A 26,057-nucleotide genomic window follows, 5' to 3' on the forward strand; every position below is an offset into this window, starting at 1 on the left:
CGCCCGGTCAGGCGCAGACAGGACCGGCGCCTCGCCGGATCAGGGAAAGCTGACCGTCCTCGCGATCTTTGGCCGCGATGAATTCGTGCCCTTCCTCGCGGCAGAAATTCGGGATGTCGATCACCGCGATCGGATTGTCGGCCCAAAGCCGCAGCAGACCCCCGGGGCAAAGCTGGTGATGTGCCTTGCGCGCCCTGAGCACCGGCAGCGGGCAACGCAACCCACGCGCATCCCTGTCAAGCGAGAGCGCCATTTCAGGTGCGCAAGACCCCTGCGATGTCCTGTCCACGGCTTTGTGACACGCGACGGCGTGACGAAAGGACCCGCTTGGGCTAAGGCCGGATCCGACAAGGAGGCGGGATGTTCGGAATCGAGCTGATCGACGCGGGGCTCTTGCCCGCGATGCTGGTGTCACTGGTCGCGGGCATCCTGAGTTTCGTCAGCCCCTGCGTGCTGCCCATCGTGCCGCCATATCTCGCCTATATGGGCGGGATCAGCATGGGGGACCTGACCGGACAGACCGGGGCGCGGCGCCGCGCGCTGCTGCCTGCGCTGTTCTTCGTGATGGGGCTGTCCACCGTCTTCCTGCTGCTGGGCTTCACCGCCTCGGCCTTTGGCGCCTTCTTTCTTCAGAACCAGGACTGGTTCGCGCGCGCCGCGGGGGTCATGGTCATCGTGTTCGGCCTGCATTTCCTGGGCGTCTTCCGCATCCCCATCCTCGACCGAGAGGCGCGGCTGGATGCGGGCGACCGGGGCGGCTCTGCGCTGGGGGCCTATCTGCTGGGGCTGGCTTTCGCCTTTGGCTGGACGCCCTGCATCGGCCCGCAACTGGGCGCGATCCTGTCGCTGGCGGCCTCTGAGGGCGATGTCGCGCGCGGAACGCTTCTCTTGGGGGTCTATGCGGCGGGGCTGGGCGTGCCCTTCATCCTGGCGGCGCTGTTCATCGAACGCTCGATGGGCCTGATGAACCGGCTCAAGCGTCATATGAGGCTGATCGAACGGGCGATGGGCGCGCTGCTGCTGGCGGTCGGTCTGGCACTGGTGACGGGCGCATTCAGCGCCTTCAGCTACTGGCTGCTCGAAACCTTCCCGGGTCTGGCAACGCTTGGCTGAACGGCCGGGACTCGCGCCCGGGCACCATTCGGGCCGGATGGTGGGGCAGGTTGCGCGGCGGCGGGTGATCTATATCCCCGGCTATGATCCGTTCCCGCCGCGCCGCTACCGCGAGCTTTACCGCCGCGAATCCGCCGAACAGGCGCGCATCTCGGGCCACGAGATCGCCGTGACGGCGGGCGAGCGTTCCGAAACCTGGCAGGTCCGCGCCCGGATCGAGGGCGCCGCGGTCGAGGCCCGGTTCGAGGTGCTGGTCTGGTCGGATATCGTTCAGGGCTCGATGTCGGGCTCGATCCTTGCGACCTATGGGCAGTTGATCCGCACCGCCTGGGCCTATCTGGGCTCGGGCGCGCTGATCCGGCTGGCGCGGCTGCGCAAGGGGCCGACCATCGCCGCGCTTTACCCGATCGCGGTGCTGCTGGTGCAACTGACCCTCGCGCTGGCCATTGCCCGCGGTCTGGGCACGCTGTTGGCGCTGAGCGGTCTGCCCCTTGTCGGCTGGCTGGGGCTGGTCGCGGTCTGGCCGGTGCTGGCATGGTTCCGGGCGCGGGACGGGCGGCTGTTTGCGTGGTATCTGATGCATGATTACGCCCATGCGGCGGGGCAGGGCGGTGCCTATCCGCCCGAGTTGCAGGCGCGGCTGGCGGTCTTTGCCGACCGGATCGCCGCCGCCCTGACCGACGAGGTGGACGAGGTGCTGGTCGTCGGCCATTCCTCGGGCGCGCATCTGGCGGTGTCGGTGCTGGCCGATCTGGTCCGCGCGGGGCGGGTGCCTGCGGATGGTCCGGCGCTGTCGCTGCTGACGCTGGGCCAGGTCGCGCCGATGGTCAGTTTCCTGCCCCGGGCCTGGCGGCTGCGGGCCGATCTGGCGCTGATGGCCGGGCAGGGGCGCATTCCCTGGGTCGATGTCACGGCGCCGGGCGATGGCTGCGCCTTCGCGCTGTGCGATCCGGTGGCGGTGGCGGGTGTGGCGCCGGTGCCGCAGCGCTGGCCGCTGGTGCTGTCGGCGGCCTTTACGCAGACCTTGTCGCCCGCGCGCTGGCGGGCGCTGCGCTGGCGCTTTTTCCGGCTGCATTTCCAGTATCTCTGCGCCTTCGACCGGCCCGGCGCCTATGACTATTTCCGCATCACCGCCGGGCCGCTCAGCCTTGGCGCCCGCTTCGCGGATCAGCCCCCGTCGCCCAGCCGCATCACGACGCACCATAACCCGTTCACCTCGACCACGCCATGACCCTGCCGCCCAAACCCGTGCCCCGCCCCGACAAGGTCTCGCTCATCGGCTACATGCGCAGGTTCCGCGCCGATATCCTGTCGGCCCAGCCCGCGCGGCTTTACCGCGCCTGGATGGCCGAGTTCCGCACGCCGTTCTTCCGGTCCTTCCTTGTGAACCAGCCCGATCTGTTGCGGCTGGTGCTGCAAGAGCGCCCGCGCGACTTTCCGAAATCCGAGCGGATTCGCGCGGGGCTTGCGCCGCTGCTGGGGCAGTCGGTCTTCGTGACGAATGGCACCGTCTGGGAACGCCAGCGCCGCATCATCGACCCGGCCTTCGAGGGGGGGCGGCTGCGCGACAGCTTCCAGGCGATGGTCGCGGCGGGCGAGGCGGCGGTGGGCCGGCTGAAACCCGGCATCCGCGAGATCGAGGCGGTCACCAGCCATGCCGCGGCGGATGTGATCTTTCGCACGCTGTTCTCGATCCCGATCGAGGACGAAACGGCGGGCGCGGTGTTCCATGCCTTTCGCGACTACCAGCGCAGCCAGCCCTTGCTGAACCTCGCGGCGCTTGTGGCCGGTCCGGGCTGGATGCCGCGGCTGCATGGGCGGCGCACGCGCGCCACGGCGCGCCAGATCCGCGGGTTGATCGAGGCGTTGACGCAGGCCCGCGCGGCCGAGATCGCGGCAGGCACCGCGCCCGACGATCTGGCCACCAAGATCATGACCACGCGCGACCCCGAAACGGGGCAGGGGTTCGATGCCGCCGAGATGGTCGATCAGGTGGCGATCTTCTTTCTGGCCGGGCACGAGACCTCGGCCTCGGCGCTGGCCTGGGCGCTTTATCTGCTGGCAACCCATCCCGAGTCGCAGGACCGCGTCGCCGCCGAGGCCGCATCTCTGCCCGAGCGCCCCGAGTTTGCGGACATGCGGCGGCTTGCCTTTACCCGCGACGTGTTCCGCGAGGCGCTGCGGCTTTACCCCCCCGTCCCGATGATGGTGCGCGAGGCGACACGGCCCGAGCGGTTCCGCGACCGCGACGTGACGCCCGGCGCCCAGATCGTGATCAGCCCCTGGCACCTGCACCGCCACGAACGGCTCTGGGACCGGCCCGACGCCTTCGATCCGGCCCGCTTCGCCACACCCGAGGGCCAGACCTGCCTGCGCGAGGCGTTCATCCCGTTCTCGGCCGGTCCCCGGGTCTGCACCGGGGCGGGCTTTGCGATGGTCGAAGGGGTGCTTCTGCTGGCGCTGCTGCTGCGCCGCTTCCGGCTTGCGCCGGTCGAGGGCTGCATTCCGGTGCCCGTTGCGCATCTGACATTGCGCGCGAAACAGGGAATATGGCTCGACCTGAGGCGACGCTGATTGCTGATCGTCCCGGGCTTGCGTACCAGTCTGCGACAGGCAAGGATCCCTCCGGCGCGGGAAACCACGGCAGGCCCCAAAGGAAAGGCCAGGCGTAGCGCCACACACGGGCGGCCCGCTTTGGGGGAGATTCTGCGCGGCCAGAGTGATCTCGGAAAACCGTGACTAATCCAGGTTGAACCGTTGAAAAGAGGTTGCAAATGTCGGGGTTTGGTAGGCCCGGAGGGACTCGAACCCCCAACCAAGGCGTTATGAGCGCCCTGCTCTGACCAATTGAGCTACAGGCCCGACCTGCACCCTGACTAGCAGACCGGGGCCGGGGGTCAAGGTGGCCTTGGGTCGGTGGGCCCCGTGGACAGGCGGCGGGGGATCGGCTAACGCTGCGCCGACCAGATGGAGGGCGTCGATGAGCGAGCGCAAGAATGGCCTGACCTATGCCGCGGCGGGGGTCGATATCGACGCGGGCAACGCGCTTGTCGAGCGGATCAAGCCCGCCGCAAGGCGGACTGCCCGACCCGGCGTCATGTCGGGGCTGGGCGGCTTTGGCGCGCTGTTCGACCTCAAGGCGGCCGGATACACCGACCCGGTGCTGGTGGCCGCGACCGACGGGGTGGGCACGAAACTCAGGATCGCGATCGACACCGGGGAACTGGGCGGCGTGGGGATCGACCTTGTCGCGATGTGCGTGAACGATCTGGTCTGCCAGGGGGCGGAGCCGCTGTTCTTCCTCGACTATTTCGCGACCGGAAAGCTGTCGGTAGATGAGGCCGCGACCGTGATCGAGGGTATCGCCGAAGGCTGTGCCCGGGCGGGCTGTGCGCTGATCGGGGGCGAGACGGCCGAGATGCCGGGGATGTATCACGCGGGCGATTTCGACCTTGCGGGCTTTGCGGTCGGCGCGATGGAACGCGGCGCCGATCTGCCCGCGGGCGTGGCCGAGGGTGACGTGCTGCTGGGGCTGGCCTCGGACGGGGTGCATTCCAACGGCTATTCGTTGGTGCGCAAGGTGGTCGAACTGGCGGGGCTGCCCTGGGACGCGCCCGCGCCCTTTGCCGAGGGGCCGTTGGGCGCGGCGCTGCTGGTGCCAACGCGGCTTTATGTGCGCCCGGCGCTGGCGGCGATAAGGGCGGGGGGCGTGCATGCGCTGGCCCATATCACCGGCGGCGGGATCACCGAGAACCTGCCCCGCGTGCTGCCCGAGGGGCTGGGGGCCGAGATCGACCTGTCGGCCTGGAACTTGCCGCCGGTCTTTCGCTGGCTGGTCGGGACGGCCGGGATGGATCAGGCGGAACTGCTCAAGACCTTCAATGCCGGGCTGGGCATGGTGCTGGCGGTTGCGCCCGACCGGGCCGAGGCGCTGGCCGATCTGCTGGTGGCCGAGGGCGAGACAGTCCACCGGATCGGCCGGGTCGTGCCGGGGCAGGGGGTGGCCTATCGGGGTCGGCTGGTGTGAAGCGCGTCGCGATCCTGATTTCGGGCGGCGGGTCGAACATGGTCGCGCTGGCCGAGAGCATGGTGGGCGATCATCCGGCGCGGCCCGTTCTGGTGCTGTCGAACGTGCCGGGCGCGGGCGGGCTGGCACGGGCCCAGGCGATGGGCATTCCGACCGCGGTGGTCGATCACCGCCCCTTCGGCAAGGATCGCGCCGCGTTCGAGGCCGCCTTGCAGGCCGAGCTTGACCGCGCAGCCCCAGATATCCTGTGCCTTGCGGGCTTCATGCGGGTGCTGACCGAGGGGTTCGTCACCGCCTGGGCGGGCCGGATGCTGAACATCCATCCCTCGCTTCTGCCGAAATATCGCGGGCTTGACACCCATGCCCGGGCCATCGCCGCGGGCGACACGCAGGCAGGCTGCACCGTGCATGAGGTGACGGCGGAACTGGATGGCGGGCCGATCCTTGGCCAGGCGCGGGTGCCGATCCTGCCCGGCGACACCGCCGAGACGCTGGCCGCCCGCGTGCTGCCGATGGAGCATCGGCTCTACCCCGCAGTCCTGCGCCGCTTTGCAACGGGCGACCGGCGGGCCGTCCTTCTGCCCTGAACCGCGCCGCAATCGCCCGATTCCAGTAAGTTTTCCGATCCTTGCGCGCGTGGAAAGCACCCTTCCCAAGCCGATCCGCTTTCATTATCAGGGGAGGAGCGGTGCCGAAGCGGAATTGCGCATGAGAGCGGCAGGATACGGGCGCAGATGAAGACAGTGACCACCACCGAGGCGTTGGCCGCCTTCTGCCAGGAGGCCGCGACCCGGCCCTATGTGACGATCGACACCGAATTCCTGCGCGAACGCACCTATTACGCCAAGCTGTGCCTGGTCCAGTTGGCCATTCCGGGCATCGATGGCCCCGACACGGGCGAGGCGATCCTGGTCGATCCGCTGGCGGGCGATCTCTCGCTCGATCCGCTTTACGAGCTGTTCCGCAATACCGCCGTGGTCAAGGTCTTTCACGCTGCGCGTCAGGATCTGGAGATCTTCTTCACCGAGGGTAAGCTGTTCCCCGAACCGCTGTTCGATACCCAGGTCGCGGCCATGGTCTGCGGGTTCGGCGAACAGGTGGGATACGAGACGCTGGTGCGCAAGATCGCGCGCGACAATCTCGACAAGACCTCGCGCTTTACCGACTGGTCGCGCCGGCCGCTTTCGGATGCGCAGAAAACCTATGCGCTGGCCGATGTCACGCATCTGCGGGTGATCTACGAATATCTTGCCGCCGAACTGGAACGCACCGGTCGGGCGAAATGGCTGCGCGAGGAACTGGGGGTGCTGACCGACCCCGAAACCTATATCGTGCGCCCCTCCGAGGCGTGGCAGCGGATCAAGACGCGCACCAATTCGGGCAAGTTCCTGGCCGTGGTGCGCGAGCTGGCGCGGTTTCGCGAAGGCTATGCCCAGTCGCGCAACATCCCGCGTGCCCGGGTGTTCAAGGACGATGCGCTGCTGGAACTGGCCTCGACCCGGCCGCAGAACATCGAGGAACTGTCGCGCTCGCGGCTTCTGCTGCGCGAGGCGCGGCGGGGCGAGATTGCAGACGGCATCATCGCCGCGGTGCGCGTCGCCCAGGAAACCGCGCCCGAGGAATATCCCAAGGTGCCGGGTACCAATTCGCGGCTTCAGGTGAACCCGGCGCTGGCCGATCTGCTGCGGGTGCTGCTCAAGGCCAAGTCCGAGGAGACGGGTGTGGCGCAGAAGCTGATCGCGACATCCTCCGATCTTGACCTGATCGCGGCGGGGGAACGCGATGTGCCCGCGCTCAAGGGCTGGCGGCGCGAGGCGTTCGGCGAGGATGCGCTGCGGCTGTGCCGGGGCGAGATCGCGCTGACAGCGCGCGGCAGCAGCGTCGAGGTGGTCACGCTGTAAGCCCCGCGGCGGCGCTTGAAGCGATGGGCCCTGCTGCCATATAAGCAAAAGGGTGGCGGCGGGTTTTCTGCCGGGCCACGCTTTCGGGACATTTCCGCTTGGACCCTTTCCGCGTCTTTCGCGCCTTTGGCTGGCCTTCGGGCACGGGGCGCACGCGGCTGTTCGGGCGGTTCCGTCCGGGCGGCATCCTGTCTGCCGGGCTTGCCCTTGTTCTTGTCGTTTCACTTGTCCTTCAGGTTACGGCGCGGCCCGGCGACCGGGCCGGGGTGGCGCTGCTTCAGGCCGCGGCAGTTGCGGCTGGTCCGGCGCTTGCGGGCGGGGCGGGGCGCGGGGCCGAGCCCACGGCGCCCCAGCCCGCCGATGCCCCGCCGGATCTGTTTGACCAGCCCGGAACCGGCCAGCTTGTCGGGGTTGCGTCCGGTGCGGTCATGGCCGCCGCCTTCGGGCCTGCGGCAGAAAGGCATGGGCGGGCCAATGCTGCGCGCGCGCCTCCGGGCGGTCGGGCCTGACCGACTGACCCGATCGACAGCGCCGCGCCCCATGACTGCGGCCCCTTTTCAGGAGATCCCATGACAATGACCCTTTCGGCTCTGACGAGCCTGTTGACGGCTGCAACCGCGATGACGCTTGTGGCCAACCGCGCCCGGAAATGGCTCAGTTCGCTTGACATCGTCGCGCCCGCCCCCGCTGCGGCAGCCACCCCGGTCCCGCGCGAGCTTCCCGTTCCCGCTGCACGCAGCCCGCGCCGCAGGAAGGAACTGCCCGATACCACCTGCGAAAGCTGCGGCACCCCTATCCCCGGCCATGAGACGCTGTGCCCGCTTTGCGCCCGCAAGCAGGCGGCTGCGGGCGGCGCGGGCTGGACCACGCTCTGGCACTGGCTGTTCGCCATTGCGGTGCTGACGGTGCTGTATGGCGGGGCCTATCTGCTGGCGCCGTGATCCGGCAGGCGCGCGCGGGGCGTGCGGATCAGCGGCTGACGCGCTGCTGGTTCTGTGCCCCGCGCACCACGATGGCGCGCACGCCGTCCAGATCCTGATCGGTCAGGAAGGTGCCCGCCGTCAGTTCGCGCGAGGGTTCGGTACCGACGCGGGTGGCCCGGCCGGGCGGCGCAAGGCGGAAATCATAGACCAGAACGCCGCTTTCGCCGGGTGTGGCGGGGTCGCGCACCAGATCCGCGTTCCAGAAACCCTGCCGCGCGGGCCGCCCCGTGGCCTGCACGATGGCACCGCCGGGCGTGCGCTCGACGCCCATCTCGACCACCAGATCGACCAGCGGGCGCGGATCGGCAGTCTGGCGGCCGACCGCGACGATGGTGCTTTGTTCCTCGGTCGCACCGCCGAACCAGTTGAACGGGTTGAGGCGCGACTCGCGTACCGTGGCGCAGCCGCCCAGGATCAGCGCTGTCGACAGGATGAGCATGAAACGTGCGCGCATCGGGCTCCCCGGGTTGTCTCTGCCCACGGGTTAGCCGAAAGCGGGGCCGTTGAAAAGCCGCGACAGGCGGCTGCTGGACCTTTCCCGCCGCCGGTCCTAAGTGGAGGAGGCAACGGCAAGGAGGCCCGGGTGGTGGCAAGCGCGGCATTCGAGGACATCGTGGAAACCTTCGAGTTCCTCGAGGACTGGGAGGATCGCTATCGCCATGTCATCGAGATGGGCCGCGCGATGGACCCTCTGGAGGATGCCCTGAAGGTGCCCGCGACCAAGGTCGATGGCTGCGCCAGCCAGGTCTGGCTGATGCCCGAGATCGAGGGGCAGGGTGCCGGTGCCGTCTATCGCTTCAAGGGCGACAGCGACGCGATGATCGTGCGCGGGCTGATCGCGGTGCTGCGCGCGCTTTACGATGGCCGCACCGTGGCCGAGGTGCTGGCGACCGATGCGGGCGTGGAACTGGCGCGGCTGGGGCTTGACGAACACCTGTCCTCGCAGCGCTCGAACGGGCTGCGCGCCATGGTCGAGCGGATCCGCACGCAGGCCGCTGGGGTTGCCGCGGGCACCTGATTGCGGGGCATTTTAGGCGCTTTCCGTTGGCACGCCGCCGCCGGTAGCGGTGTTTCGCGGCCCTGACATGGTCCTGCCCGATTGCTGCCCGTCTCGTCCCGAAGCCTGTGGCTGACCCGGGAATGGCCAGCGCGCCGGTCATCGCCGGGGCCGCGCTTGCAGGAGAGGGCATGAGCCAGCATTTCGCATTTCCCGCCGATCCCGCCCCGCTTGCAGCCGTCGAGCCGGGCGCGCCGGTTCCGCTTGCCGACGAGATCGCGCGGGCAAGGCAGGTGCTGGTCGGGGCAGAGGATGCGCTGGGCAGCAGCATCCGCGCGCATGAGGAATGGAGGGATGATGCGGGCGGCTATGCCGCAGGTCTGTCCTGCCCGGAGGGCAAGGAAACCTATGACCGCGTGGCCGAACTGTTCGCGGCCCGCCTTGCCATCCTGCGCGCACGGGCCGGGCGGCTTCAGGCGGATCGCGAGCGGTTGGACCGGCTGAGCGCCGAGGCCATGCTTGCCCCCGCAGGGCGCGTGCCCGAGGCGCTGGTCGGGCTTGTCGTGCAATATGGCCGCGGCCAGATCCCGCCCGACGATCCGTTTTCCACACCCGCGATCCCGCAGCGCCATCTGGCCGGGATGTCGCCCGCGCATCTGCTGGCCGATCCGATCGAAAAGCATCTCTGGGGACCGACGCCGCGGTTCTGGTCCTTCGGCAGGTTCAGGTTGATCCTGCATGTCGGCGGGCTGCTGGTGCTGGGGGCGGTCCTGTTCCACCTGATTTCGCCAATGCCCGGCCCCGGCTCTGCCGCGCGCGGTGCGATGCAACCGGCGGGCAGCCTTGGCCAGCCCGTCACCCCGGCCTTCGGCCTGTTGCAGAAACCCTCGGGCCATGGGCTGATCGGGGGCTCCGGGGCCGGTCCGCTGGAGGCGTTGGTTTCGCGCGTCACGGGCCTGCCGTCGCTGACGACGATGGTTCCCTCGGCGCTTGGCGATGCTGGCCTGCTGACTGGAAAATAAGTCCGCTCAGCCGCGCGCCGACAGAAACCCCGCCAGATCGCCATAGCCCGTAAGCCGCCGCTCATAGTCCAGCCCCAGCCGCGCCGCGCAGGCGCGCGCAGTTGCATCAAGGGCCGGATCGTCGGTCTGGGCCAGGTAGATCAGCCGCCGGTAATTGCCGAAATAGCTGGCCACCAGGTCGGGGTGACGGTCCAGCCCCAGCGGGCGCCAGACAAAGGCATCGAACTGGCGCGCCAGGAAATCGGTCAGGTAAAAGGCGGTCAGCTCGTCCTGCCGGGCGGCAAAGGCGTCCACACCGTCGAAGAACGCATAGCAATGCGGCCCCGCGATCATCTCGACCCCCAGTTCGGCACAGGCCCGCGCCAGCCCGCCGCCGGTGCCGCAATCGGCATAGGCCACAAGGATCGTGGCATATCCGGCGCGATGCTGCGCCACGGCCGCGCGGATGCCCGGCGCGATCCGCTCGGGGTGGTTGTGCCAGATCGCAGGCAGGCAGGCGAGGTCGAGATGGTCCCAGCCATTCGCCCGCTTCAGCGCAAGGATCTCGTGGGCAAGCGCGCCGCAGCCGATCACCAGAACCCGGCCCGTGCCATCTGGCGCAAGGCCGTTCTCGGTCAGCGCATGGTCCCCGGGCGGGATCATTTCCGCGACAGAAGCCGCAGCGCCAGCGCCGCGACCAGGGCCAGCGGGATCAGCACGGCCATGCCGTGACCGGGCAGGGCGGTTATCAGCGCGACGGTCAGCGCGGCAGCGGCAAGAACGCCGGCCAGGATCAGGGCGAAGATGCGGAACGGCATGGGCTTTCCCCTCGGCTCATTGGGGGAATGTGGGGCCCCCGGGTGGGGGCCCGCAAGGGGTCAGCTTGCCAGCATCCGGTTGTGCTTGCGCGCGACAAAGGCTTTTGCGGTCTCGACTGCCACTGCCGCGTCGCGGCAATAGGCATCCGCCCCGATGGCGCGGCCGAATTCCTCGTTCAGCGGCGCGCCACCCACCAGCACGATATAATCGTCGCGGATGCCGCGCTCTGCCATCGTGTCGATCACGATCTTCATGTAGGGCATCGTGGTCGTCAGCAGCGCGGACATGCCCAGGATGTCGGGCTGTTCGGTTTCCAGCGCGCCCAGATAGCGGTCGACATCGGTATTGATGCCCAGGTCAACCACTTCGAAACCAGCGCCCTCCATCATCATCGACACAAGGTTCTTGCCGATATCGTGGATGTCACCCTTGACCGTGCCGATCACCATCTTGCCCATCTTGGGCGCGCCGGTCTCGGCCAGAAGCGGCTTGAGGATCGCCATCCCCGCCTTCATCGCATTGGCCGCCAGCAGCACCTCGGGCACGAACAGGATGCCGTCGCGGAAATCCTTGCCGACGATGGTCATGCCCGCCACCAGCGCCTCGGTCAGGACGCGATAGGGTTCCCAGCCGCGGGCCAGAAGGATCTCGACGCTTTCGACAACCTCGTCCCGAAGCCCGTCATAAAGGTCGTCATGCATCTGCGGGACCAATTCCTCGTCCGGCAGGTCGGCAAGGATCAGATCGTCGTCTTCGTCGGCCATTCAGCTTACTCCCGGTTCCCGCGACCCGCCACGCAAGGCAGGCCCCGGGACCGATCTAGCGCCTTTTCGCGGCTGCCGGATTGGCCGCTTGCGACATCGCCCGCGCATCGCGCGACGTTTTCGAGGCACGCCCCGGTTCAGTCGAACCTGCGGCGGCGGACAAGGGCCAGACCGCCCAGCCCGGCCAGCAGCAGAACGCCCCCCGCGGGCAGCGGCACCGGGGCGACGGATGCAAGGAACCGCTCGGCGATCAGGGCATGCGCCCTTGCGGTCGGGTGGATCGTGTCGTGGAACAGAAAATCCCCGCAATCCGCAACATTACCCACCAGCAGGTCGTCCAGGCAGGGCGTCGTTATATTGGTGAATCCATAGGCCGCGGCGTCCGACCGGACCAGTTCGAACAGCCCGAAAATATCCACATAGCGCACATCGCCCCCGCCCAGGCCCGCCAGCGCCGACTGGAGCGTGGCGTTGAAGGCCATCGTTGCAGCCGTCGCGGCGGCGGAAGCTGCCGCGCCCGACGCCAGTGCCTCGGGGATTTTTCCCAGATCGGGCAGGCCAAAGACGGCAACCGTGCCGATCCCGGCGCCGATCAGGTCCTGCACGCCGGTCGCGATCGCGGTCACGGCGGCGGCAATCGCTGCCGGTGTCGCGATCACCGGATCGGCAGCGCGGAACGCATCGCGCAGGTCGTTGCCGCCGAACCAGACCGCCGCCAGGGGGTTCGCGCCCAGCGTCGGGGCAAGCGGGGCGAACGCCGCGCGCTGGTCCGTGAAATCGGGCAGATCGACGTTGTAGGGGCCGCCGGGCAGGTTGACGCTGACCGTGCCCTGGGTCACGGCCGCCGCGCCGCCAAAGGCGAAATTGGCGCCCGAGCCGAGATCGGCGCCCAGTTGCGACGCCCAGGTGGCGCCATCGGTGAACTGCCCCTGGGGATAGATCGTCCCGAGGATGGGCGCGCTCAGCAGCGACAGCGTATTGCCCGGATCGCTGAGACTGTCGCCGAAGACAAAGAAGTCCGTATAGAGCCCCAAGGATCCGGCGCTGGCCCCGATGGGCGCAAGCGCAAGCATGGCGGCGAATGCGATCTGCTTCATGGACGGCCTCCCTCGTTCCCGACTCCGTGAACAATAGAGCGCCGCATGGGGCCTCTGTCCACGACGATGCAGCCAGCTTGCATTTGTTCGCTGAATGTTCCATCCTTGGGGGATGGATCGCCCGCTTGCCCGCTGCCCCGGACGGGGGGCCAGTTCGAACCCCGCGAACCGGTTCGACCGTCTCTCGGCAGAGCGGATCGAGGATGGCTGGGCGCCCGAGGCGGATTTGCCCGTCCTGCGCACCGATATCCGTGTCGAGCGGCCGCGCCGGGTCATCACCCGCAACGCCTCGCCCGATGTGCCCTTCGACCGCTCGATCAACCCTTATCGCGGCTGCGAGCATGGCTGCATCTACTGCTTTGCCCGGCCCGGTCATGCCTATCTGGGCCTGTCTCCGGGGCTTGACTTCGAGACGCGGCTGATCGCCAGGCCCGGGGCGCCCGAACTTCTGGCGCGCGAGCTGTCGGCGCCGTCCTATCGGCCCCGCACCATCGCGATCGGCACCTATACCGACCCCTATCAGCCGGTCGAGGCCGATCACCAGATCATGCGCCGCTTGCTCGAGGTGCTGCTGGAATTCCGCCATCCGGTCGGCATCGTCACCCGCGGCACGCTGATCGAGCGCGATCTCGACCTTCTGTCCGATCTGGCGGGGCTGGGCCTGGTGCGCGTGGGCGTGTCGCTGACGACGCTTGATGCCCGGCTGGCCCGTGCGATGGAGCCGCGCGCGCCAGCCCCCCAGCGTCGGCTTCAGACCATCGCCCGGCTTGCGGCGGCCGGTGTCGAGGTGCGTGCGATGCTTGCCCCGGTGATCCTGGGCCTGACCGATCACGAGATCGAGGCGCTGCTGGCCCGTGCGGCCGAGGCGGGGGCGATTGCCGCAAGCTGGGCGATGCTGCGCCTGCCGCTCGAGGTGTCGGGACTTTTTCGGGACTGGCTCGCGCAGCATTGCCCGGACCGGGCGGGCCGTGTCATGGCGCAGCTGCGCGAGATGCATGGCGGGCGCGACTACAGCCCGGACTGGGGCCGCCGGATGCGCGGCGAGGGGCCCCATGCGGCGATGATCGCCCGCCGGTTCCGCGTGATGGCGGCACGGCTCGGGCTTGACCGCGACCTGCCGGGGTTGCGCAGCGATCTGTTCCGCCTGCCGCCCCGGCCCGGACAGCAACTCTCGCTGTTCTGAGCGCCCGCCCGCCACGCCGCCCGCTCACGTTCCCGTCAATGCCGCGATGCGCCCCGTGAAAAGCCATTGGCGGGCACGGCCCGGGCGTCTAGAACAATGTCATGGTCATAGAACTCGGTCACTTCGCCCTCACGCTTGCCTTCGCGATTGCGCTGGTGCAGGCCGTCGTCCCCCTGATCGGCGCCCACAAGGGCTGGAGCGGCTGGATGGCCATGGCCGAACCCGCCGCCACCGCGCAATTCCTGCTGACCGCGTTCAGCTTCGGCGCGCTGACCTATGCCTTCGTGACCTCGGATTTCTCGGTCAGCCTGGTGGTCAGCAACTCGCACACGCTGAAACCGATGCTCTACAAGGTGACGGGCGTCTGGGGCAACCACGAGGGCTCGATGCTGCTCTGGGTGCTGATCGTGACCCTGTTCGGCGCGATGGCCGCCTGGTTCGGGGGCGGGCTGCCGCCGGGCCTGCGCGCGCGCGTCCTGGCGGTGCAATCGGCGATCGCGGCGGCGTTCTTCGCCTTCGTTCTGTTCACCTCGAACCCGTTCACCCGGATGCAGGCGATCCCCTTCGACGGGCGCGACCTGAACCCGCTGCTTCAGGATCCCGGCCTCGCCTTTCACCCGCCTTTCCTCTATCTCGGCTATGTCGGGCTTTCGATCTGCTTCTCCTTCGCGGTCGCCGCGCTGATCGAGGGGCGGGTCGATGCCGCCTGGGGGCGCTGGGTGCGGCCCTGGACGCTGGCCGCCTGGGTCTGCCTGACCATCGGCATCGCGCTGGGCTCGTGGTGGGCCTATTACGAACTTGGCTGGGGCGGCTTCTGGTTCTGGGATCCGGTCGAGAATGCCAGCTTCATGCCCTGGCTCATCTCGGCGGCGCTGCTGCACTCGGCCATCGTCGTGGAAAAACGCGAGGCGCTGAAAAGCTGGACGATCCTTCTGGCCATCGTGGCTTTCGGCTTCTCGCTGATCGGCGCCTTCATCACGCGCTCGGGCATCATCACCTCCGTTCACGCATTCGCCTCGGACCCCGAGCGGGGCATGTTCCTTCTGCTGATCCTGGGCGTGTTCATGGGCGGGGCGCTGACGCTTTACGCCGCACGCGCCAGCGCGATGGAGGCCAAGGGCGTCTTCGGCACCGTCAGCCGGGAATCTGCGCTGGTGTTCAACAACATCCTGCTCGCGGTCGCGGCCTTCGTGGTGTTCGTCGGCACGATCTGGCCGCTCTTTGCCGAGATGATCCTCGATCGCAAGCTGTCGGTCGGCGCACCCTTCTTCAACATGGCCTTCACGCCCTTCATGGTGGCGCTGGCGATCCTGCTGCCGATCGGCGCGATCCTGCCGTGGAAGCGTGGCCGCCTTGGCCGGGCGCTGCGCCCGCTGCTGCCCGCATTGGCGCTGGCGCTGGCGCTGGGCGCGCTGGCCTGGGCGATGCAGACCGGGCGCAGCGCGCTGGGGCCGGTGGGCATGGCGCTGGGCACCTGGCTGGTGACGGGTGCGGGGGTCGATCTGTGGCTCCGGGCAGGGCGCGCGGGATTTGGCGACAGGCTGCGCCGCATCGCGCGGCTGCCGCGCGCCGATTGGGGCAAGTCGGTGGCCCATTCCGGGCTTGGCATCACCATGATCGGGGTCGCGGGCGTCATGGCCTGGGAGGTCGAGGATATCCGCGTGGCCCAGATCGGCGACCGGTTCGAGATTGGCAGCTACGGCATCACCTTCGAGAATGTCGAGGAGGTGCAGGGCCCGAACTACATCTCGACCATGGCGACGATGGGGGTCTGGCGCGGCGAAACCCGCATCGCGACGCTGACCCCGGAAAAACGGGTCTATCCCGTCGCCCGCATGCCCACCACCGAAGCCGCGCTCGATCTGGGGGTGTTCCGCGACATCTACCTTGTCATCGGCGACCCGCAAGAGGGCGGCGGCTGGGCGGTGCGCAGCCATATCAAGCCCTTTGCCAACTGGATCTGGGGCGGCTCGATCATCATGGGACTGGGCGGTCTTCTCAGCCTCAGCGACCGGCGGGTGCGCGTCGCGGCTGGCGCGCGCAAGGACAGCGGCGCCGCGCCGCTTCCGGCCGAATAGGGGGTGGCGATGGTGAACCGTCTCCTTCTGGTGCTGTCTCTCGCGCTCGCCCTTGCCTCTCCCGCGAGGGCGCTGGACCCGTCCGAAATCCTCGCCGATCCCGCACTTGAGGAACGCGCGCGCGCGCTCTCGCAGGGCCTGCGCTGCCTTGTCTGCCGCAACGAAAACATCGACGATTCCAACGCCGAACTTGCAAAGGATCTGCGCCAACTGGTCCGCGAACGCCTGGTCGCGGGCGATACCGATGCGCAGGTGCTCGACTACGTCGTGGGCCGCTATGGCGAATTCGTCCTGCTCAAACCGCCCGCCAGCGGCGCCAACCTTCTGCTCTACTTCGCCGGGCCCGGCATGCTGGGCCTCGGGCTGATCGTGGCGGTCTTCTACATCCGCAGCCGCCGCAGCCGCGAGACAGGCCCGGCCGAACGGCTCAGCGCCGAGGAACAGGCCCGCCTCAAGGAGATCATGGGCGACTGAGCTTGCCCGCTGCCTTCTTCTGGCCGGAAATATCCCGGGGGGAGTCCGCAAGGACGGGGGGCAGCGCCCCCCTTTGCCGGTGCCGCCTCAGGCATCGGCCGGGATCAGACCCAGCCCGCGTAGGTAGATGCCGATGCCGGTTTCCAGCAGATCCTCGGCCGGAAACGGCACGCGCGCCCCGGGCGCGCCGCGGGTGTAAAGCTCGACCACGCCATGGCTCATCGCCCAGATATGGGCCGAGACCATCGCCACGGGCGGCCGCTTTGCCTCTGGGATATGACGCGACAGCTCGCGCGCGGCGCGTTCCAGCACCGCGCTGGCCCGGTTCGCCACGGCGCAGAGATCGGGATCGGCGTTCAGCGACAGGCCGGATTCGAACATCGCCATGTAATGGCCGGGGAATTTACGGGCAAAGGCAAGATAGGCCCGGCCCGTTGCCGACAGGCTCGCCAGTGCCGAGGGCTGGCCGGTCTCGTAGGCATGTTCCATGAGATCCGCAAAGATGACGAAGCCCTGGCGCGCACATTCCGCGATCAGGTCTTCGCGGCCCTCGAAATGGCGATAGACCGCAGCGGGCGTCACCCCGGCCGCGCGCGCGGCCTCGGTCAGGGTGAAGCCCTGCGGGCTTTTTTCGCGGATCAGTTCCAGCGCGGCCTCGACCAGCGCCTGGCGCAGGTTGCCGTGATGGTAGCCGCGTTTAGACATCCCAGATCTCGGGTCCGCCGCAGATCCGCGGATCGGGGCTGCCGACCGCGGCTTCGTCCTTGCCCTTGTAATCCACCCGGACCAACACGCGGCGGATCGCCGCCAGCCGCGCGCGCGACTTGTCGTCGGACCGGATCACCGTCCATGGCGCGGGGCCGGTATGGCTGCGGGCGAACATCTCGCGGATCGCGGCGGTATAGGCGTCCCAGCGTTCCAGCCCCTCGATGTCGATCCAACTCAGCTTCCATTGCTTCAGCGGATCGCGTTCGCGTTTCAGCATCCGGCGCAGCTGTTCGGCACGGCCCACATTCAGCCACAGCTTGACCAGCACGATCCCCTCATCGACCAGCATCTTCTCGAAATCCGGCACCTGGGCAAAGAAATGCTCGCGCTGTTCGGGCGTGCAGAAGCCGAAGACAGGCTCGATGACCGAGCGGTTGTGCCAGGAGCGGTCGAAGAACACCAGTTCGCCCCCCGCGGGCAGATGCGGGATGTAGCGCTGGAAATACCATTCAGTCTTTTCCCGGTCCGACGGCGCGGGCAGGGCGACGACGCGGGCATTGCGCGGGTTCAGGTTCTCGCGAAAGCGCTTGATCGTGCCGCCCTTGCCCGAGGCGTCGCGCCCCTCGAAGACGACAGCGACGCGCTTGCCCGTGGCTTTGATGTCGGCCAGCATCTTGACCAGTTCGACCTGAAGGGTCTGAAGCTCGGCCAGGTATCCGGCCTCGTCCATCCGCTTGCGATAGGGATAGCTCTCGGACAGGATGTCGTTCTTGTCGGCGGTCTCTATGGCCTTGCGGATCTCGGCCGGGGCCGTGTCGCGGTAGAACTTGCTGATCGCGCCGTCGAATGGCAGATCCTTCATGCGCGCCTCCCTTGCCGTTTCGGCCAGTATGGCGATCAGGCGCGCGGGCGCAATCCGGCGCGGGCTGCGGCGCGGTCGATGGCGGCCAGCGTCGCGGCGGGGGCGGCGTGGTGCGGCATGTGGCCGATGCCGGGCAATTCGGTCAGCCGCCCGGTCCGCAACCGCGGCGCCAGCACGCGGGAATGGTAGTCGATCGACACGGCATTGTCGGCGGTGCCATGCAGGATCTCGACCGGCGCGCGCAGGCCCGGATAGCGCTCGTTCATCGCCTCAAGCTGCGGTTTCAGGATATCGACCTGGCGTGCGCTGGTGCGCAGCGTCTCGGGGCGCAGGGCAAGCTCGATCCCCACCTGGTCCAGATAGCCCGCGGGCGGGCGCTGCGGGGCAAAGAACCGCGCGGCCGCCCGTTCGGCGCGTGCGCGGGTGGCCAGCGCCGAAACCACCGCGCTGCCCAGCCCGCTGGAGGCCACCGTGTAGAAGCGCGGCAACTCGCCCGGCCAGGGCATCGTCACCCCGGCCAGCGTCACCACGCCCGCGGCGCGGTCCGGGTGGTTCAGCGCCCAGGCCATCGCCACGGCGGCGCCATAGGAATGGCCGACGATCACGGCCCGGCGGATGCCCAGCATCGCGGCGGCGGCGTCAAGCTGGGCGGCCTGTTCGGCCGGGGTCTCGCCGCGATTGTTCAGCGTCTGGGAATGGCCAAGGCCCGGCCTGTCAAAGGCAACGACACGGTAGCGCCGCGCCAGTTGGCCGCTCAGCGAAAAGGTGAAGTCGCGCAGATTGGCCGAGGCGCCATGGATCAGGATCACCGCCGGTCCGCGCCCCTCGTCATGGGCATGCACGATCCGCCCGCGCACCCGCATCAATTGCCCGATGGGCGGGTAAAGCTGCGCCGCCCGGTCCGCTGTCTCGGGCCGGTCCTGTGCCGCGGGGCTGGCACAGGCCCCCAGCATCGCGGCGGCCATCAGGCCGGTAAAGGTACGTCTGGTCTGCATCGCGGCGGGCTCCCTCAAGCGGGACATAGCGGCCGGGGCAGGCGGGTCCAGCGGGATCAGTCGCCTGCGCGCAGCCCCGCACGCCGGGCGGCGCGATGGATCGCGGCTACGGCGGCTTCGGGGCGGGCATGGTGGGGCATGTGGCCCACGCCATGCAGCTCGATCAGGTTGGCACTGGGCACCCGGGCCGCCAGCGGCCGGGAATGGACCTCGATCGGCACGATCCTGTCGGCGTCGCCGTGCAGGATCTCGATCGGCATCTTCAGTTCGTCGTAACGCGCCGCCATCGCCCGGATATGCGGCTTCAGCCCGTTCACCTGCCGGGTGTTGGCGCGCAGGCTGTCGGGGCGCATCGACAGTTCGATGGCGATATGCTCGGCATAGCCCTCGGGCACCGGGTCGGGATCGAAGATCCGCTCGATGGTCTGATGCGCAAGCGCCCGCGGCGCAAAGGCCGAGACCAGCGGGATCACCACCGCCGCCCCGAAGGGCGAGGAGGCCAGCGCATACCACGGCCCCAGCCCGCCCGGCCAAGGCATCGCGGCGCCCGCCAGCGACACCACGGCCGCCGCGCGGTCGGGATGGTCCAGCGCCCATGCCAGCGCCACCGTCCCGCCAAAGGAATGGCCGACCAGCAGCGCCGGGCCAAGTCCCATCCGTGCCGCCGCCCGTTCCAGGATTTCGGCCTGTTCGAAGGGGCTTTCGCCATCGGGATGCAGCGGATCGGTATGGCCCAGCCCTGGCCGGTCAAAGGAGGTGACGCGGAAATCGGGGGTCAGCCGCCCCATCAGGTCGAAGCAGAAGTCTCGCGTATTCCCGCCCGCCCCGTGCAGCAGGATCACGTCCGGGCCTGCGCCCTCCTGATGGGCGTGGACGCGGGTGCCGTCGATGTCCAGAACCTCGCCCGTGGGCATATAGCGGTCATGCATTCTCAGGCGGTTCCGATCCGGTCGATGTCATAGGGCGTGGTCTGGTAGATCTGGTTGATCCAGTTGCCGTAAAGCAGATGCGCATGGCTGCGCCAGCGGTTCTGCGGCGCCTTTGCCGGATCGTTGCCGGGATAGTAGTTGATCGGCACGTTGATCGGCGTGCCATTCGCCACGTCGCGGTCGTATTCCTGTTTCAGCGTGTCGCTGTCATATTCGAAATGGTTGAAGATATAGAGCGCGCGATGCGCCCGGTCCTCGATCAGGCAGGGCCCCACCTCGTCGCTGCCCAGAAGCGTCACCAGCCCCGGCACCGCGTCGATCTCGGGCTGGCGCATCTCGGTCCAGCGGCTGACCGGGATCACGCAATCGTCGGAAAATCCGCGCAGATAGGGCGAGGCGGGCACGAGGTTGCGGTGCCGGAAGCAGCCGAACGCCTTGTGGTCCAGCATGTGTTTCTTCACGCCATGGAAATGATAGATCATCGCCATGCCGCCCCAGCACACGCCAAAGGTGGAATGGACATGGCTTTGTGTCCAGTCCATTACACGGACAAGCTCATCCCAATAGGTGACCTCGGTGAAGGGCAGATGCTCTATCGGGGCGCCGGTGATGATGAAGCCGTCGAACTTCTCGCCGGTCGCGGCAACCTCGGCAAAAGGGCGGTAGAACGCCTCCATATGCTCGGCGGCGGTGTTCTTGGTCTGATGCTCGGTCATCCGGATCAGGCAAAGTTCGATCTGTAGCGGCGTGGCGCCGATCAGCCGGGCGAATTGCGTCTCGGTCTGGATCTTCTTGGGCATCAGGTTCAGAAGCCCGATCCTGAGCGGGCGGATATCCTGACGCGCCGCCGCCTCCTCGCCCATCACCATCACGCCCTCGCGCGTCAGCACGTCGAAGGCGGGCAGCGAGGTGGGGATCTTGATCGGCATCGGGCGGGCCTTTCCGGAAGACGCGGAGACGAGAGATAGGCGGCTTCTCAGCGGGCCTCAAGGGCGCGGGCGACCAGCTCGACAAAGTCCGCGGGGCTGGTGACCTTTGCCACCTCCTCGGCGGTGACCTTGACCCCCCAGTTGCGCGCCATCGCCGCGTAACGTGGCTGGCGGTGGGCCAGCGCGCGGGCATAGGTCCAGCGCACGAAGGCGTCGGGATCGACCTCGGGCTCGGTCAGGCCGGTTTCGTCCAGATAGGCTGCCCAGGCCGCATGCAGGAAATCGGGCTGGTAATACATGGGCTTGGGCGCGCGGTCGAAGCGGACAACCAGATCGGCAGTATGCGCGTCGGAGCCCTCGATCCAGACCAGCAGCAGGTTGCGCGCAAGCGTCGTCAGCACCTCGTCCTCGGGGTTCTCGGGGTCCACCACCTCGCAGACCGACCCGCCCGAGTCGCAGACGAAGTTGCCGTAGCCGTAAAGCTCCTCGGCCCGTTCGATGAAGCGCGGGGTGTCCATCAGGGCGCTGATCTCGGCGGCGCGGTGCTGTTCCTGACGGCGCATGTATTCGGCAAAGCTGAGCCCGCCCTTTTCCGCCGCGCCGGGCTTGCCCAGATAGGTCGAAAGCGGTGCCAGATTGTCGAAGGTGATGTTCGAGGCGATGAAGACGCTGTCGGTCAGCAGCAATTCGCGCAGCAGCGGCACCTTCATCGCCTCGCGCTTGAAATTGTCGGCGATCAGCTCGCCCATGTAGCGGGTGCCGATGCGGTAATCGACCGAGTAGTGGAACCAGCCGCCCCGCGCGCGCAGCATGTTCGAGACATGGGTCTTGCCCAGCCCCGACATCCCGAACAGAAGCACCCGCTTGCGGGGCGCCGAACGCCACTCTGCCGCCGACTCGTAGATCATGCCTTGCCGCCCTTGCCGAACGGGCATCTGGTAGCGGGCGGGCAGGGGGCGGTCAAACGAAACCGCCCGGGCGTGCCGGGCGGTCGCAGGCCGGCCTCAGAAGGAATAACCGACGCGCAGCCCGAAGCCCCAGCCGGAATTGCCGCGGAAGTCGCCATCCAGCCCGCGGGTCGTCGCATTGCCGATATCGACGTAACGCACGCCGCCGGTGATCTTGGCGCTGCCGGCCGTGTAGGTCGCGGCAAGACCGACCGAGGTGAACCCGTCGGTGGGGCCCAGGTTTCCGGTCCGGTCGCCCTTGGTCTCCTCGTATCCCAGCAGCACCGCGCCGGACCAGGTGTCGCTGAACTTGCGGCCAAGACCCAGATTGTAGGTGATGACGTCGTGGGTGTAGAACACCAGCGCGTTTCCGTAGACGTTCCGGTATTCATCGGGGTCGATCGTGAACTCGGTCCAGTTCACCCAGCGGATCGAGCCGAACAGCAGCGTGTCGGCGGCAATTCCGGTCTGGAATTCCAGGTTGATCGATTCCGGGATCTCGGTCTTGAAGGTGCTGGTCACGGGCAGTCCGCCGGTAAGGTGGCTGCTCTCGGTGGCATCGAAATTGTGCGTGATCGCGGAATTGTAGGTCAATGCCACCCGCGCCGCGATTTCCGGCCGCTCCCAGGCGATCCCCAGAACATAGCCGAAATCGGTCTCGGACGAGGTGTCCAGCGTGTAGGGGTTCGGGAAAAGCACGAAGGGCAGGTTTGCCTGCCCCGAGGTCTTCATCGCGCGAAGACCACCGATAAGGCTGACATTGTTGTCGAAACGGTACCGCGCCAGGGCGGTTATGGCGGTCGAGTCAAGCTCGGCAGTGGTGCCCTCGATCGGATAGCCCGTTCCGACAGGATAGTCGACAGCCGCGCCGATGGGCTGATCGAGGATCAGCGCAAGATCGAGCGCTGGGCTCAGCGCCTGCTTGAAGCCCAGCGAAAAGGTGTTGTAGCCCGGCGCCATGTCGCCCGAAGCAATGGTGGGGCCCAGAAGCGCGCTCGTCCCGGAAACCTTTCCGTCGAACCTGCCGAAACTCAGCTCCGCATAGGTTCCCTGCTCGAACAGGATGCCGACCGACTGGGTCGAGCGTTCGACGCCTCCGGCATGGGCAGTGCCGATCCCCATTGCGGTCAGGACGAACCCTGTCACCACCTGCTTCATGTCTTCTCCCCCTGACCAAGCCTTTTACCGGTCACGCTAGAGCGCGCGCCCGCGGCCGGTCAATCGGGTTCACCATGGCGTGCCAGTCTGGCGCAGATTTATCGTCTGGCGTGTCACCCGTGCCGCAGTTCAGAACCTTGGGTGGCAAAATGTGCCTTGGGGGTCATTGTGGGCCGGGGCCGCCGGGCGGCGGCGTCCTGCGCTTTCGCCCGGCCCGTTGCCATCGCGGCCATTGCATCGGCGGGCCCGAGCCGCGATATCTGGCGGGCAGTCGGGGAAACGCCATGCCGCATCGCGAGACCGGAAAACGGCGCAGGCCATCTTTGTCGATGCCGATCCTGCGGACCTCGCGCGCGCAGCACCGGGCGGGGAACCTGACGCTGGGCGGGCTGCTTGCCGGGCTGGGCGAACGGTCCTTCGGCTGGGCCATCGTCGTGTTCTCGCTGGTGACGATCCTGCCGCTGCCGCCGGGCTCGTCGGTCATCACGGCGCTGCCGGTGCTGGTGACGACGTTTCAGATGCTGCTGGGCTTTCCCCACGTGCGGCTGCCCGGCCCGCTGGCCCGGCTGCGGATCGACCCGGACAAGCTGCGGCTGACGCTGCTGCGGCTGCGGCCGGTCACCCGGCGGCTGGAACGGCGGCTGCGCCCGCGTCTTGTCGCGCTGTTCGCGCCCCGGCACGAACCGCTGCTGGGGCTGGCGCTGTTCGTGATCGCCTTCACGCTGTTCCTGCCGGTGCCGGGCAGCGGTTGGTTCCCGGCCATCTCGCTGTTCATTGTCGGGGTCGGGCTGGTCGAGCGTGATGGTCTGGTGGCGGTGCTGGGCCTTGCCTTCGGGGCGTTCTCTGTCCTGCTGACCGTGGCCATCGTGCTGTCGCTTGCCGAGGGGGCCGAGGCGATCATGGGATAGGCGGGCAGGGCGCCGGGGCCGATCCTTCCGCGATTCCCGTCGGTTCACCCGGCGGGCCGGTGCAGCCCGCCAGCGGAGTGCCGAAAAATGCGGCAGCGCAGCATGGATTGTCGGAAAACTGACATCAGGCCCGCCGCGGCGCTGGAAAAACCGCCGGGACAGGCGCCAATGTCGGCGCCCGGCATGGACAGCAGGGCCGCGCCGCCCGATGTTTGTCTGACAAGCGAGGAAGACATGACGATTTCGACCAACGGACATCGCCCCCCCCGTGGCTCCGGACGGACCCAGATCGAGCGGTTCACGATCGACACCGTCTGCGAGGCGGCCAAGATCCTGACCGGCGCCAGCGATCCGATTGCGGCGATGCCCTCGGTCTTGAACGTGCTGTCCTCGTTCATGGGGCTTCGGATGGGGGCGCTGGCGCTGCTGGACGACAAGGGCAGGGCCGGGGGCGACGGCAAGCCGGTGAACCCCTTCGTCATCGCCGCGACCACCCGCGGCTCGATCTGCGCGCCGCCCGAGATCCGGGCGCTGCCCGTGCGCGCGACGCAACAGGTGTTCCGCACCGGCGTCGCGCTGGTGTCGCGCAATGTCCGTGAAGAACTGGGCGAGGCCGCGATCCCCCCCGGCGCGCCGCATGACCGGCTGGCGCTGATCGCGGTGCCGATCCGCGAGACGGTTCATTCGCCCTATGTGATCGGCGTGCTCGGCGCCTGGCGCGATCTTGACGAGGGGGGCTTGCGCTTCCTCGAAGAGGATCAGCGCATCCTGACCATGGTGGCCTCGATCCTGGAACAGTCGATCAAGTTCCGCCGCCTCGTCGCGCGGGACCGCGAGCGGCTGATGGAGGAGGCGCGCGCCGCGCTGCATGCCGCCTCCGAGACATCCGCCGACGATTGCCGGCTGCGCGATCAGCCGATCAAGGGTATCATCGGCGACAGCCCGGCGATCAAGGCGGTGACCGCGCAGATCCACAAGGTCGCGCGCACCAACACGCCCGTTCTGCTGCGCGGCGAAAGCGGTACCGGCAAGGAGCTGTTCGCCAAGGCGGTGCACGCGCTTTCGGACCGCCGCGACAAGCCCTTCGTCAAGGTCAACTGCGCGGCGCTGAGCCAGAGCCTGCTGGAATCGGAACTGTTCGGCCACGAAAAGGGCGCGTTCACCGGCGCGCTGGCGCAAAAGAAGGGCCGTTTCGAACTGGCCGATACCGGCACCCTGTTCCTTGACGAGATCGGCGAGATCGGGCCCGAATTTCAGGCGAAACTGTTGCGCATCCTGCAAGAGGGCGAGTTCGAGCGGGTCGGCGGCTCGAAGACGCTGAAGGTCGATGTGCGGCTGGTGACGGCGACGAACCGCGATCTCGAGGCGGCGGTGGCGCGCGGCGATTTCCGGGCCGATCTCTATTTCCGCATCTGCGTGGTGCCCATCGTGCTGCCCCCCCTGCGCGAGCGGATCGAGGATGTGCCCAAGCTCGCCCAGACCTTCCTCGACCGGTTCAACGCCCAGAACGGCATGGACAAGCGGATCACGCCGGGGGCAATGGTGGCGCTGGCGCGGTGCCAGTTCCCCGGCAATGTGCGCGAGCTTGAAAACTGCATCAGCCGGGTGGCCGCGCTGTCCTCGGGCAGCGAGATCGACGAACGCGAACTGGCCTGCATGCAGGGCACCTGCCTGTCTGCGGAATTGTGGCGCATGCAGTCGGGCGACCACTCGCCGATCGGCGGGCTGGCCGCGGTGCGCATGCCGCTGCCGGTGATCGACAGCGCCGCGGGCCAGCGCCCGCCGGTGCCGCCCGCCCTGCCGCCAGGCTTTGGCGAACCGTCCTTCCCCGCCGGTTTTGCCCCGGCGCCGCCCCCGCCCGCGATGCCCGAATCCGAGGGCGAGCCCCAGGACGAACGCGACCGTCTGGTTGACGCGATGGAGCGGGCGGGCTGGGTCCAGGCCAAGGCCGCGCGCCTTCTGGGCCTGACGCCGCGCCAGATCGGCTATGCCCTCAAGAAGCACGGGATCGAGTTGCGCCGTTTTTAGGTTCTTTTGTCTGTCTGTTTTGCGACGTTGTGTTCTGGGTTTGAGGGGTTGGGTGACCTGGGTGTTGGGTTTGGTGTTGTTGGCATGGTTTGTGCTTCTTCCCTTTCGCACATTCAAGGCACAGGAGACCTGCCCATGTCCGCGCCGCTGATCCCG

General features: G+C 68.1%; 28 protein-coding genes and 1 tRNA gene. 15 read left to right on the forward strand and 14 right to left on the reverse strand.

The features are described from left to right. Window positions 1–7 precede the first annotated feature (7 nt). A complete protein-coding gene (locus GH815_RS08995) occupies window positions 8–253 on the reverse strand; it encodes a sulfurtransferase TusA family protein (RefSeq protein WP_153748440.1) in 246 nt (81 codons plus the stop codon). 107 nt (window positions 254–360) lie between these two features. On the opposite strand from GH815_RS08995, the gene GH815_RS09000 reads away from it, so the two are divergent. From GH815_RS09000 to GH815_RS09010, 3 genes are read left to right on the forward strand one after another with little or no spacing between them, the layout of a single operon-like run. Further along, window positions 361–1,113 carry a cytochrome c biogenesis CcdA family protein gene (locus tag GH815_RS09000; RefSeq protein ID WP_153748441.1) on the forward strand — a complete coding sequence of 251 codons (753 nt, stop codon included), beginning with the start codon at window positions 361–363 and terminating at the stop codon, window positions 1,111–1,113. Between the two features lie 37 nt (window positions 1,114–1,150). Further along, window positions 1,151–2,344 carry a hypothetical protein gene (locus tag GH815_RS09005; protein ID WP_153748466.1) on the forward strand — a complete coding sequence of 398 codons (1,194 nt, stop codon included), beginning with the start codon at window positions 1,151–1,153 and terminating at the stop codon, window positions 2,342–2,344. Beyond that, window positions 2,341–3,687 carry a cytochrome P450 gene (locus GH815_RS09010; RefSeq protein WP_153748442.1) on the forward strand — a complete coding sequence of 449 codons (1,347 nt, stop codon included), beginning with the start codon at window positions 2,341–2,343 and terminating at the stop codon, window positions 3,685–3,687. Before GH815_RS09005 ends, GH815_RS09010 begins: the two co-directional genes overlap by 4 nt. A 211-nt stretch (window positions 3,688–3,898) precedes the next feature. Here the strand turns inward: GH815_RS09010 and GH815_RS09015 are convergent. After that, window positions 3,899–3,975: transfer RNA gene (locus GH815_RS09015), tRNA-Ile, on the reverse strand. Between the two features lie 118 nt (window positions 3,976–4,093). Between GH815_RS09015 and purM the strand changes: the two genes are divergently transcribed. From purM to GH815_RS09040, 5 genes are all read left to right on the forward strand, one after another. Next, window positions 4,094–5,140, forward strand: a complete 1,047-nt coding sequence (purM, locus tag GH815_RS09020; RefSeq protein ID WP_153748443.1) for a phosphoribosylformylglycinamidine cyclo-ligase — start codon at window positions 4,094–4,096, stop codon at window positions 5,138–5,140. Then, complete coding sequence (gene purN, locus GH815_RS09025; protein WP_343030757.1) at window positions 5,137–5,727, forward strand: phosphoribosylglycinamide formyltransferase; 591 nt, start codon at window positions 5,137–5,139, stop codon at window positions 5,725–5,727. Before purM ends, purN begins: the two co-directional genes overlap by 4 nt. A 147-nt stretch (window positions 5,728–5,874) precedes the next feature. Next, the gene (rnd, locus tag GH815_RS09030; protein ID WP_153748444.1) at window positions 5,875–7,041 is read left to right on the forward strand and encodes a ribonuclease D; all 1,167 of its coding nucleotides are present in this window, start codon (window positions 5,875–5,877) and stop codon (window positions 7,039–7,041) included. Between the two features lie 98 nt (window positions 7,042–7,139). Then, window positions 7,140–7,550 (forward strand): hypothetical protein, encoded by a 411-nt coding sequence (locus GH815_RS09035; RefSeq protein WP_153748445.1) that lies wholly within the window; start codon window positions 7,140–7,142, stop codon window positions 7,548–7,550. A 60-nt stretch (window positions 7,551–7,610) separates the two neighbouring features. After that, entirely contained in the window at window positions 7,611–7,982 is a 372-nt protein-coding gene (locus GH815_RS09040) for a hypothetical protein (RefSeq protein WP_153748446.1), read from the forward strand. A gap of 28 nt (window positions 7,983–8,010) precedes the next feature. Here the strand turns inward: GH815_RS09040 and GH815_RS09045 are convergent, their stop codons facing one another. Continuing rightward, on the reverse strand, window positions 8,011–8,478 hold the full coding sequence (locus tag GH815_RS09045; RefSeq protein ID WP_153748447.1) for a hypothetical protein: 468 nt from the start codon (window positions 8,476–8,478) through the stop codon (window positions 8,011–8,013). A 132-nt stretch (window positions 8,479–8,610) separates the two neighbouring features. Here GH815_RS09045 and GH815_RS19180 point away from each other — a divergent pair, with 132 nt between their 5' ends. Both GH815_RS19180 and GH815_RS09055 read left to right on the forward strand, forming a co-directional pair. Beyond that, a complete protein-coding gene (locus GH815_RS19180) occupies window positions 8,611–9,042 on the forward strand; it encodes a SufE family protein (protein ID WP_343030759.1) in 432 nt (143 codons plus the stop codon). A gap of 170 nt (window positions 9,043–9,212) precedes the next feature. Next, window positions 9,213–10,043: a hypothetical protein gene (locus GH815_RS09055; RefSeq protein ID WP_153748449.1), complete on the forward strand. Its 831-nt coding sequence runs from the start codon at window positions 9,213–9,215 to the stop codon at window positions 10,041–10,043. 6 nt (window positions 10,044–10,049) lie between these two features. Here the strand turns inward: GH815_RS09055 and GH815_RS09060 are convergent, their stop codons facing one another. The 4 genes from GH815_RS09060 to GH815_RS19185 form a co-directional block, all read right to left on the reverse strand. Next, window positions 10,050–10,685, reverse strand: a complete 636-nt coding sequence (locus tag GH815_RS09060; RefSeq protein ID WP_153748450.1) for a DUF1638 domain-containing protein — start codon at window positions 10,683–10,685, stop codon at window positions 10,050–10,052. Continuing rightward, on the reverse strand, window positions 10,682–10,840 hold the full coding sequence (locus GH815_RS09065) for a hypothetical protein (protein WP_153748451.1): 159 nt from the start codon (window positions 10,838–10,840) through the stop codon (window positions 10,682–10,684). The genes GH815_RS09060 and GH815_RS09065 overlap by 4 nt, the downstream gene beginning before the upstream one ends. A gap of 60 nt (window positions 10,841–10,900) precedes the next feature. Beyond that, window positions 10,901–11,605, reverse strand: a complete 705-nt coding sequence (locus GH815_RS09070) for a corrinoid protein (RefSeq protein ID WP_153748452.1) — start codon at window positions 11,603–11,605, stop codon at window positions 10,901–10,903. A 137-nt stretch (window positions 11,606–11,742) separates the two neighbouring features. Beyond that, window positions 11,743–12,702 carry an SGNH/GDSL hydrolase family protein gene (locus GH815_RS19185; protein ID WP_153748468.1) on the reverse strand — a complete coding sequence of 320 codons (960 nt, stop codon included), beginning with the start codon at window positions 12,700–12,702 and terminating at the stop codon, window positions 11,743–11,745. Window positions 12,703–12,814: 112 nt separating this feature from the next. On the opposite strand from GH815_RS19185, the gene GH815_RS09080 reads away from it, so the two are divergent. The 3 genes from GH815_RS09080 to GH815_RS09090 all read left to right on the forward strand — a co-directional run bounded on the left by GH815_RS09080 (window position 12,815) and on the right by GH815_RS09090 (window position 16,437). Next, the gene (locus tag GH815_RS09080) at window positions 12,815–13,885 is read left to right on the forward strand and encodes a PA0069 family radical SAM protein (RefSeq protein ID WP_153748453.1); all 1,071 of its coding nucleotides are present in this window, start codon (window positions 12,815–12,817) and stop codon (window positions 13,883–13,885) included. 101 nt (window positions 13,886–13,986) lie between these two features. Further along, the gene (locus GH815_RS09085; RefSeq protein WP_153748454.1) at window positions 13,987–15,963 is read left to right on the forward strand and encodes a heme lyase CcmF/NrfE family subunit; all 1,977 of its coding nucleotides are present in this window, start codon (window positions 13,987–13,989) and stop codon (window positions 15,961–15,963) included. A gap of 9 nt (window positions 15,964–15,972) precedes the next feature. Further along, on the forward strand, window positions 15,973–16,437 hold the full coding sequence (locus GH815_RS09090; protein WP_153748455.1) for a cytochrome c-type biogenesis protein: 465 nt from the start codon (window positions 15,973–15,975) through the stop codon (window positions 16,435–16,437). A gap of 87 nt (window positions 16,438–16,524) precedes the next feature. Here the strand turns inward: GH815_RS09090 and GH815_RS09095 are convergent, their stop codons facing one another. The 7 genes from GH815_RS09095 to GH815_RS09125 form a co-directional block, all read right to left on the reverse strand. Further along, on the reverse strand, window positions 16,525–17,142 hold the full coding sequence (locus tag GH815_RS09095) for a TetR/AcrR family transcriptional regulator (protein ID WP_153748456.1): 618 nt from the start codon (window positions 17,140–17,142) through the stop codon (window positions 16,525–16,527). Next, a complete protein-coding gene (ppk2, locus tag GH815_RS09100) occupies window positions 17,135–18,007 on the reverse strand; it encodes a polyphosphate kinase 2 (RefSeq protein WP_153748457.1) in 873 nt (290 codons plus the stop codon). The genes GH815_RS09095 and ppk2 overlap by 8 nt, the downstream gene beginning before the upstream one ends. Before the next feature lie 35 nt (window positions 18,008–18,042). Beyond that, complete coding sequence (locus GH815_RS09105; protein WP_246176375.1) at window positions 18,043–19,002, reverse strand: alpha/beta fold hydrolase; 960 nt, start codon at window positions 19,000–19,002, stop codon at window positions 18,043–18,045. 56 nt (window positions 19,003–19,058) lie between these two features. Beyond that, window positions 19,059–19,931 carry an alpha/beta fold hydrolase gene (locus tag GH815_RS09110; RefSeq protein WP_153748458.1) on the reverse strand — a complete coding sequence of 291 codons (873 nt, stop codon included), beginning with the start codon at window positions 19,929–19,931 and terminating at the stop codon, window positions 19,059–19,061. Window positions 19,932–19,933: 2 nt separating this feature from the next. After that, window positions 19,934–20,860, reverse strand: coding sequence for a homoserine O-acetyltransferase MetA (gene metA / locus GH815_RS09115; protein ID WP_153748459.1), 927 nt, complete (start codon window positions 20,858–20,860; stop codon window positions 19,934–19,936). Between the two features lie 47 nt (window positions 20,861–20,907). Then, window positions 20,908–21,768, reverse strand: a complete 861-nt coding sequence (locus GH815_RS09120; RefSeq protein WP_153748460.1) for a P-loop NTPase family protein — start codon at window positions 21,766–21,768, stop codon at window positions 20,908–20,910. A 96-nt stretch (window positions 21,769–21,864) separates the two neighbouring features. Further along, entirely contained in the window at window positions 21,865–22,965 is a 1,101-nt protein-coding gene (locus GH815_RS09125) for a hypothetical protein (protein WP_153748461.1), read from the reverse strand. Between the two features lie 284 nt (window positions 22,966–23,249). Here GH815_RS09125 and GH815_RS09130 point away from each other — a divergent pair, with 284 nt between their 5' ends. Both GH815_RS09130 and nifA read left to right on the forward strand, forming a co-directional pair. Then, window positions 23,250–23,873: an exopolysaccharide biosynthesis protein gene (locus GH815_RS09130; RefSeq protein ID WP_153748462.1), complete on the forward strand. Its 624-nt coding sequence runs from the start codon at window positions 23,250–23,252 to the stop codon at window positions 23,871–23,873. 234 nt (window positions 23,874–24,107) lie between these two features. After that, window positions 24,108–25,901 carry a nif-specific transcriptional activator NifA gene (gene nifA, locus GH815_RS09135; RefSeq protein WP_153748463.1) on the forward strand — a complete coding sequence of 598 codons (1,794 nt, stop codon included), beginning with the start codon at window positions 24,108–24,110 and terminating at the stop codon, window positions 25,899–25,901. The last annotated feature ends 156 nt before the right edge of the window (window positions 25,902–26,057 follow it).

Source organism: Rhodovulum strictum, from assembly GCF_009649175.1.
Lineage (GTDB): Bacteria > Pseudomonadota > Alphaproteobacteria > Rhodobacterales > Rhodobacteraceae > Rhodovulum > Rhodovulum strictum.

Coding starts and splice junctions, on each gene's coding strand:
- GH815_RS08995 (WP_153748440.1), bottom strand. CDS start 253: ATGGCGCTCTCGCTTGACAGGGATGCGCGTGGGTTGCGTTGCCCGCTG.
- GH815_RS09000 (WP_153748441.1), top strand. CDS start 361: ATGTTCGGAATCGAGCTGATCGACGCGGGGCTCTTGCCCGCGATGCTG.
- GH815_RS09005 (WP_153748466.1), top strand. CDS start 1,151: ATGGTGGGGCAGGTTGCGCGGCGGCGGGTGATCTATATCCCCGGCTAT.
- GH815_RS09010 (WP_153748442.1), top strand. CDS start 2,341: ATGACCCTGCCGCCCAAACCCGTGCCCCGCCCCGACAAGGTCTCGCTC.
- purM (WP_153748443.1), top strand. CDS start 4,094: ATGAGCGAGCGCAAGAATGGCCTGACCTATGCCGCGGCGGGGGTCGAT.
- rnd (WP_153748444.1), top strand. CDS start 5,875: ATGAAGACAGTGACCACCACCGAGGCGTTGGCCGCCTTCTGCCAGGAG.
- GH815_RS09040 (WP_153748446.1), top strand. CDS start 7,611: ATGACAATGACCCTTTCGGCTCTGACGAGCCTGTTGACGGCTGCAACC.
- GH815_RS09045 (WP_153748447.1), bottom strand. CDS start 8,478: ATGCGCGCACGTTTCATGCTCATCCTGTCGACAGCGCTGATCCTGGGC.
- GH815_RS09055 (WP_153748449.1), top strand. CDS start 9,213: ATGAGCCAGCATTTCGCATTTCCCGCCGATCCCGCCCCGCTTGCAGCC.
- GH815_RS09060 (WP_153748450.1), bottom strand. CDS start 10,685: ATGATCCCGCCCGGGGACCATGCGCTGACCGAGAACGGCCTTGCGCCA.
- GH815_RS09065 (WP_153748451.1), bottom strand. CDS start 10,840: ATGCCGTTCCGCATCTTCGCCCTGATCCTGGCCGGCGTTCTTGCCGCT.
- GH815_RS09070 (WP_153748452.1), bottom strand. CDS start 11,605: ATGGCCGACGAAGACGACGATCTGATCCTTGCCGACCTGCCGGACGAG.
- GH815_RS19185 (WP_153748468.1), bottom strand. CDS start 12,702: ATGAAGCAGATCGCATTCGCCGCCATGCTTGCGCTTGCGCCCATCGGG.
- GH815_RS09080 (WP_153748453.1), top strand. CDS start 12,815: ATGGATCGCCCGCTTGCCCGCTGCCCCGGACGGGGGGCCAGTTCGAAC.
- GH815_RS09085 (WP_153748454.1), top strand. CDS start 13,987: ATGGTCATAGAACTCGGTCACTTCGCCCTCACGCTTGCCTTCGCGATT.
- GH815_RS09090 (WP_153748455.1), top strand. CDS start 15,973: ATGGTGAACCGTCTCCTTCTGGTGCTGTCTCTCGCGCTCGCCCTTGCC.
- GH815_RS09095 (WP_153748456.1), bottom strand. CDS start 17,142: ATGTCTAAACGCGGCTACCATCACGGCAACCTGCGCCAGGCGCTGGTC.
- ppk2 (WP_153748457.1), bottom strand. CDS start 18,007: ATGAAGGATCTGCCATTCGACGGCGCGATCAGCAAGTTCTACCGCGAC.
- GH815_RS09105 (WP_246176375.1), bottom strand. CDS start 19,002: ATGCAGACCAGACGTACCTTTACCGGCCTGATGGCCGCCGCGATGCTG.
- GH815_RS09110 (WP_153748458.1), bottom strand. CDS start 19,931: ATGCATGACCGCTATATGCCCACGGGCGAGGTTCTGGACATCGACGGC.
- metA (WP_153748459.1), bottom strand. CDS start 20,860: ATGCCGATCAAGATCCCCACCTCGCTGCCCGCCTTCGACGTGCTGACG.
- GH815_RS09120 (WP_153748460.1), bottom strand. CDS start 21,768: ATGATCTACGAGTCGGCGGCAGAGTGGCGTTCGGCGCCCCGCAAGCGG.
- GH815_RS09125 (WP_153748461.1), bottom strand. CDS start 22,965: ATGAAGCAGGTGGTGACAGGGTTCGTCCTGACCGCAATGGGGATCGGC.
- GH815_RS09130 (WP_153748462.1), top strand. CDS start 23,250: ATGCCGCATCGCGAGACCGGAAAACGGCGCAGGCCATCTTTGTCGATG.
- nifA (WP_153748463.1), top strand. CDS start 24,108: ATGACGATTTCGACCAACGGACATCGCCCCCCCCGTGGCTCCGGACGG.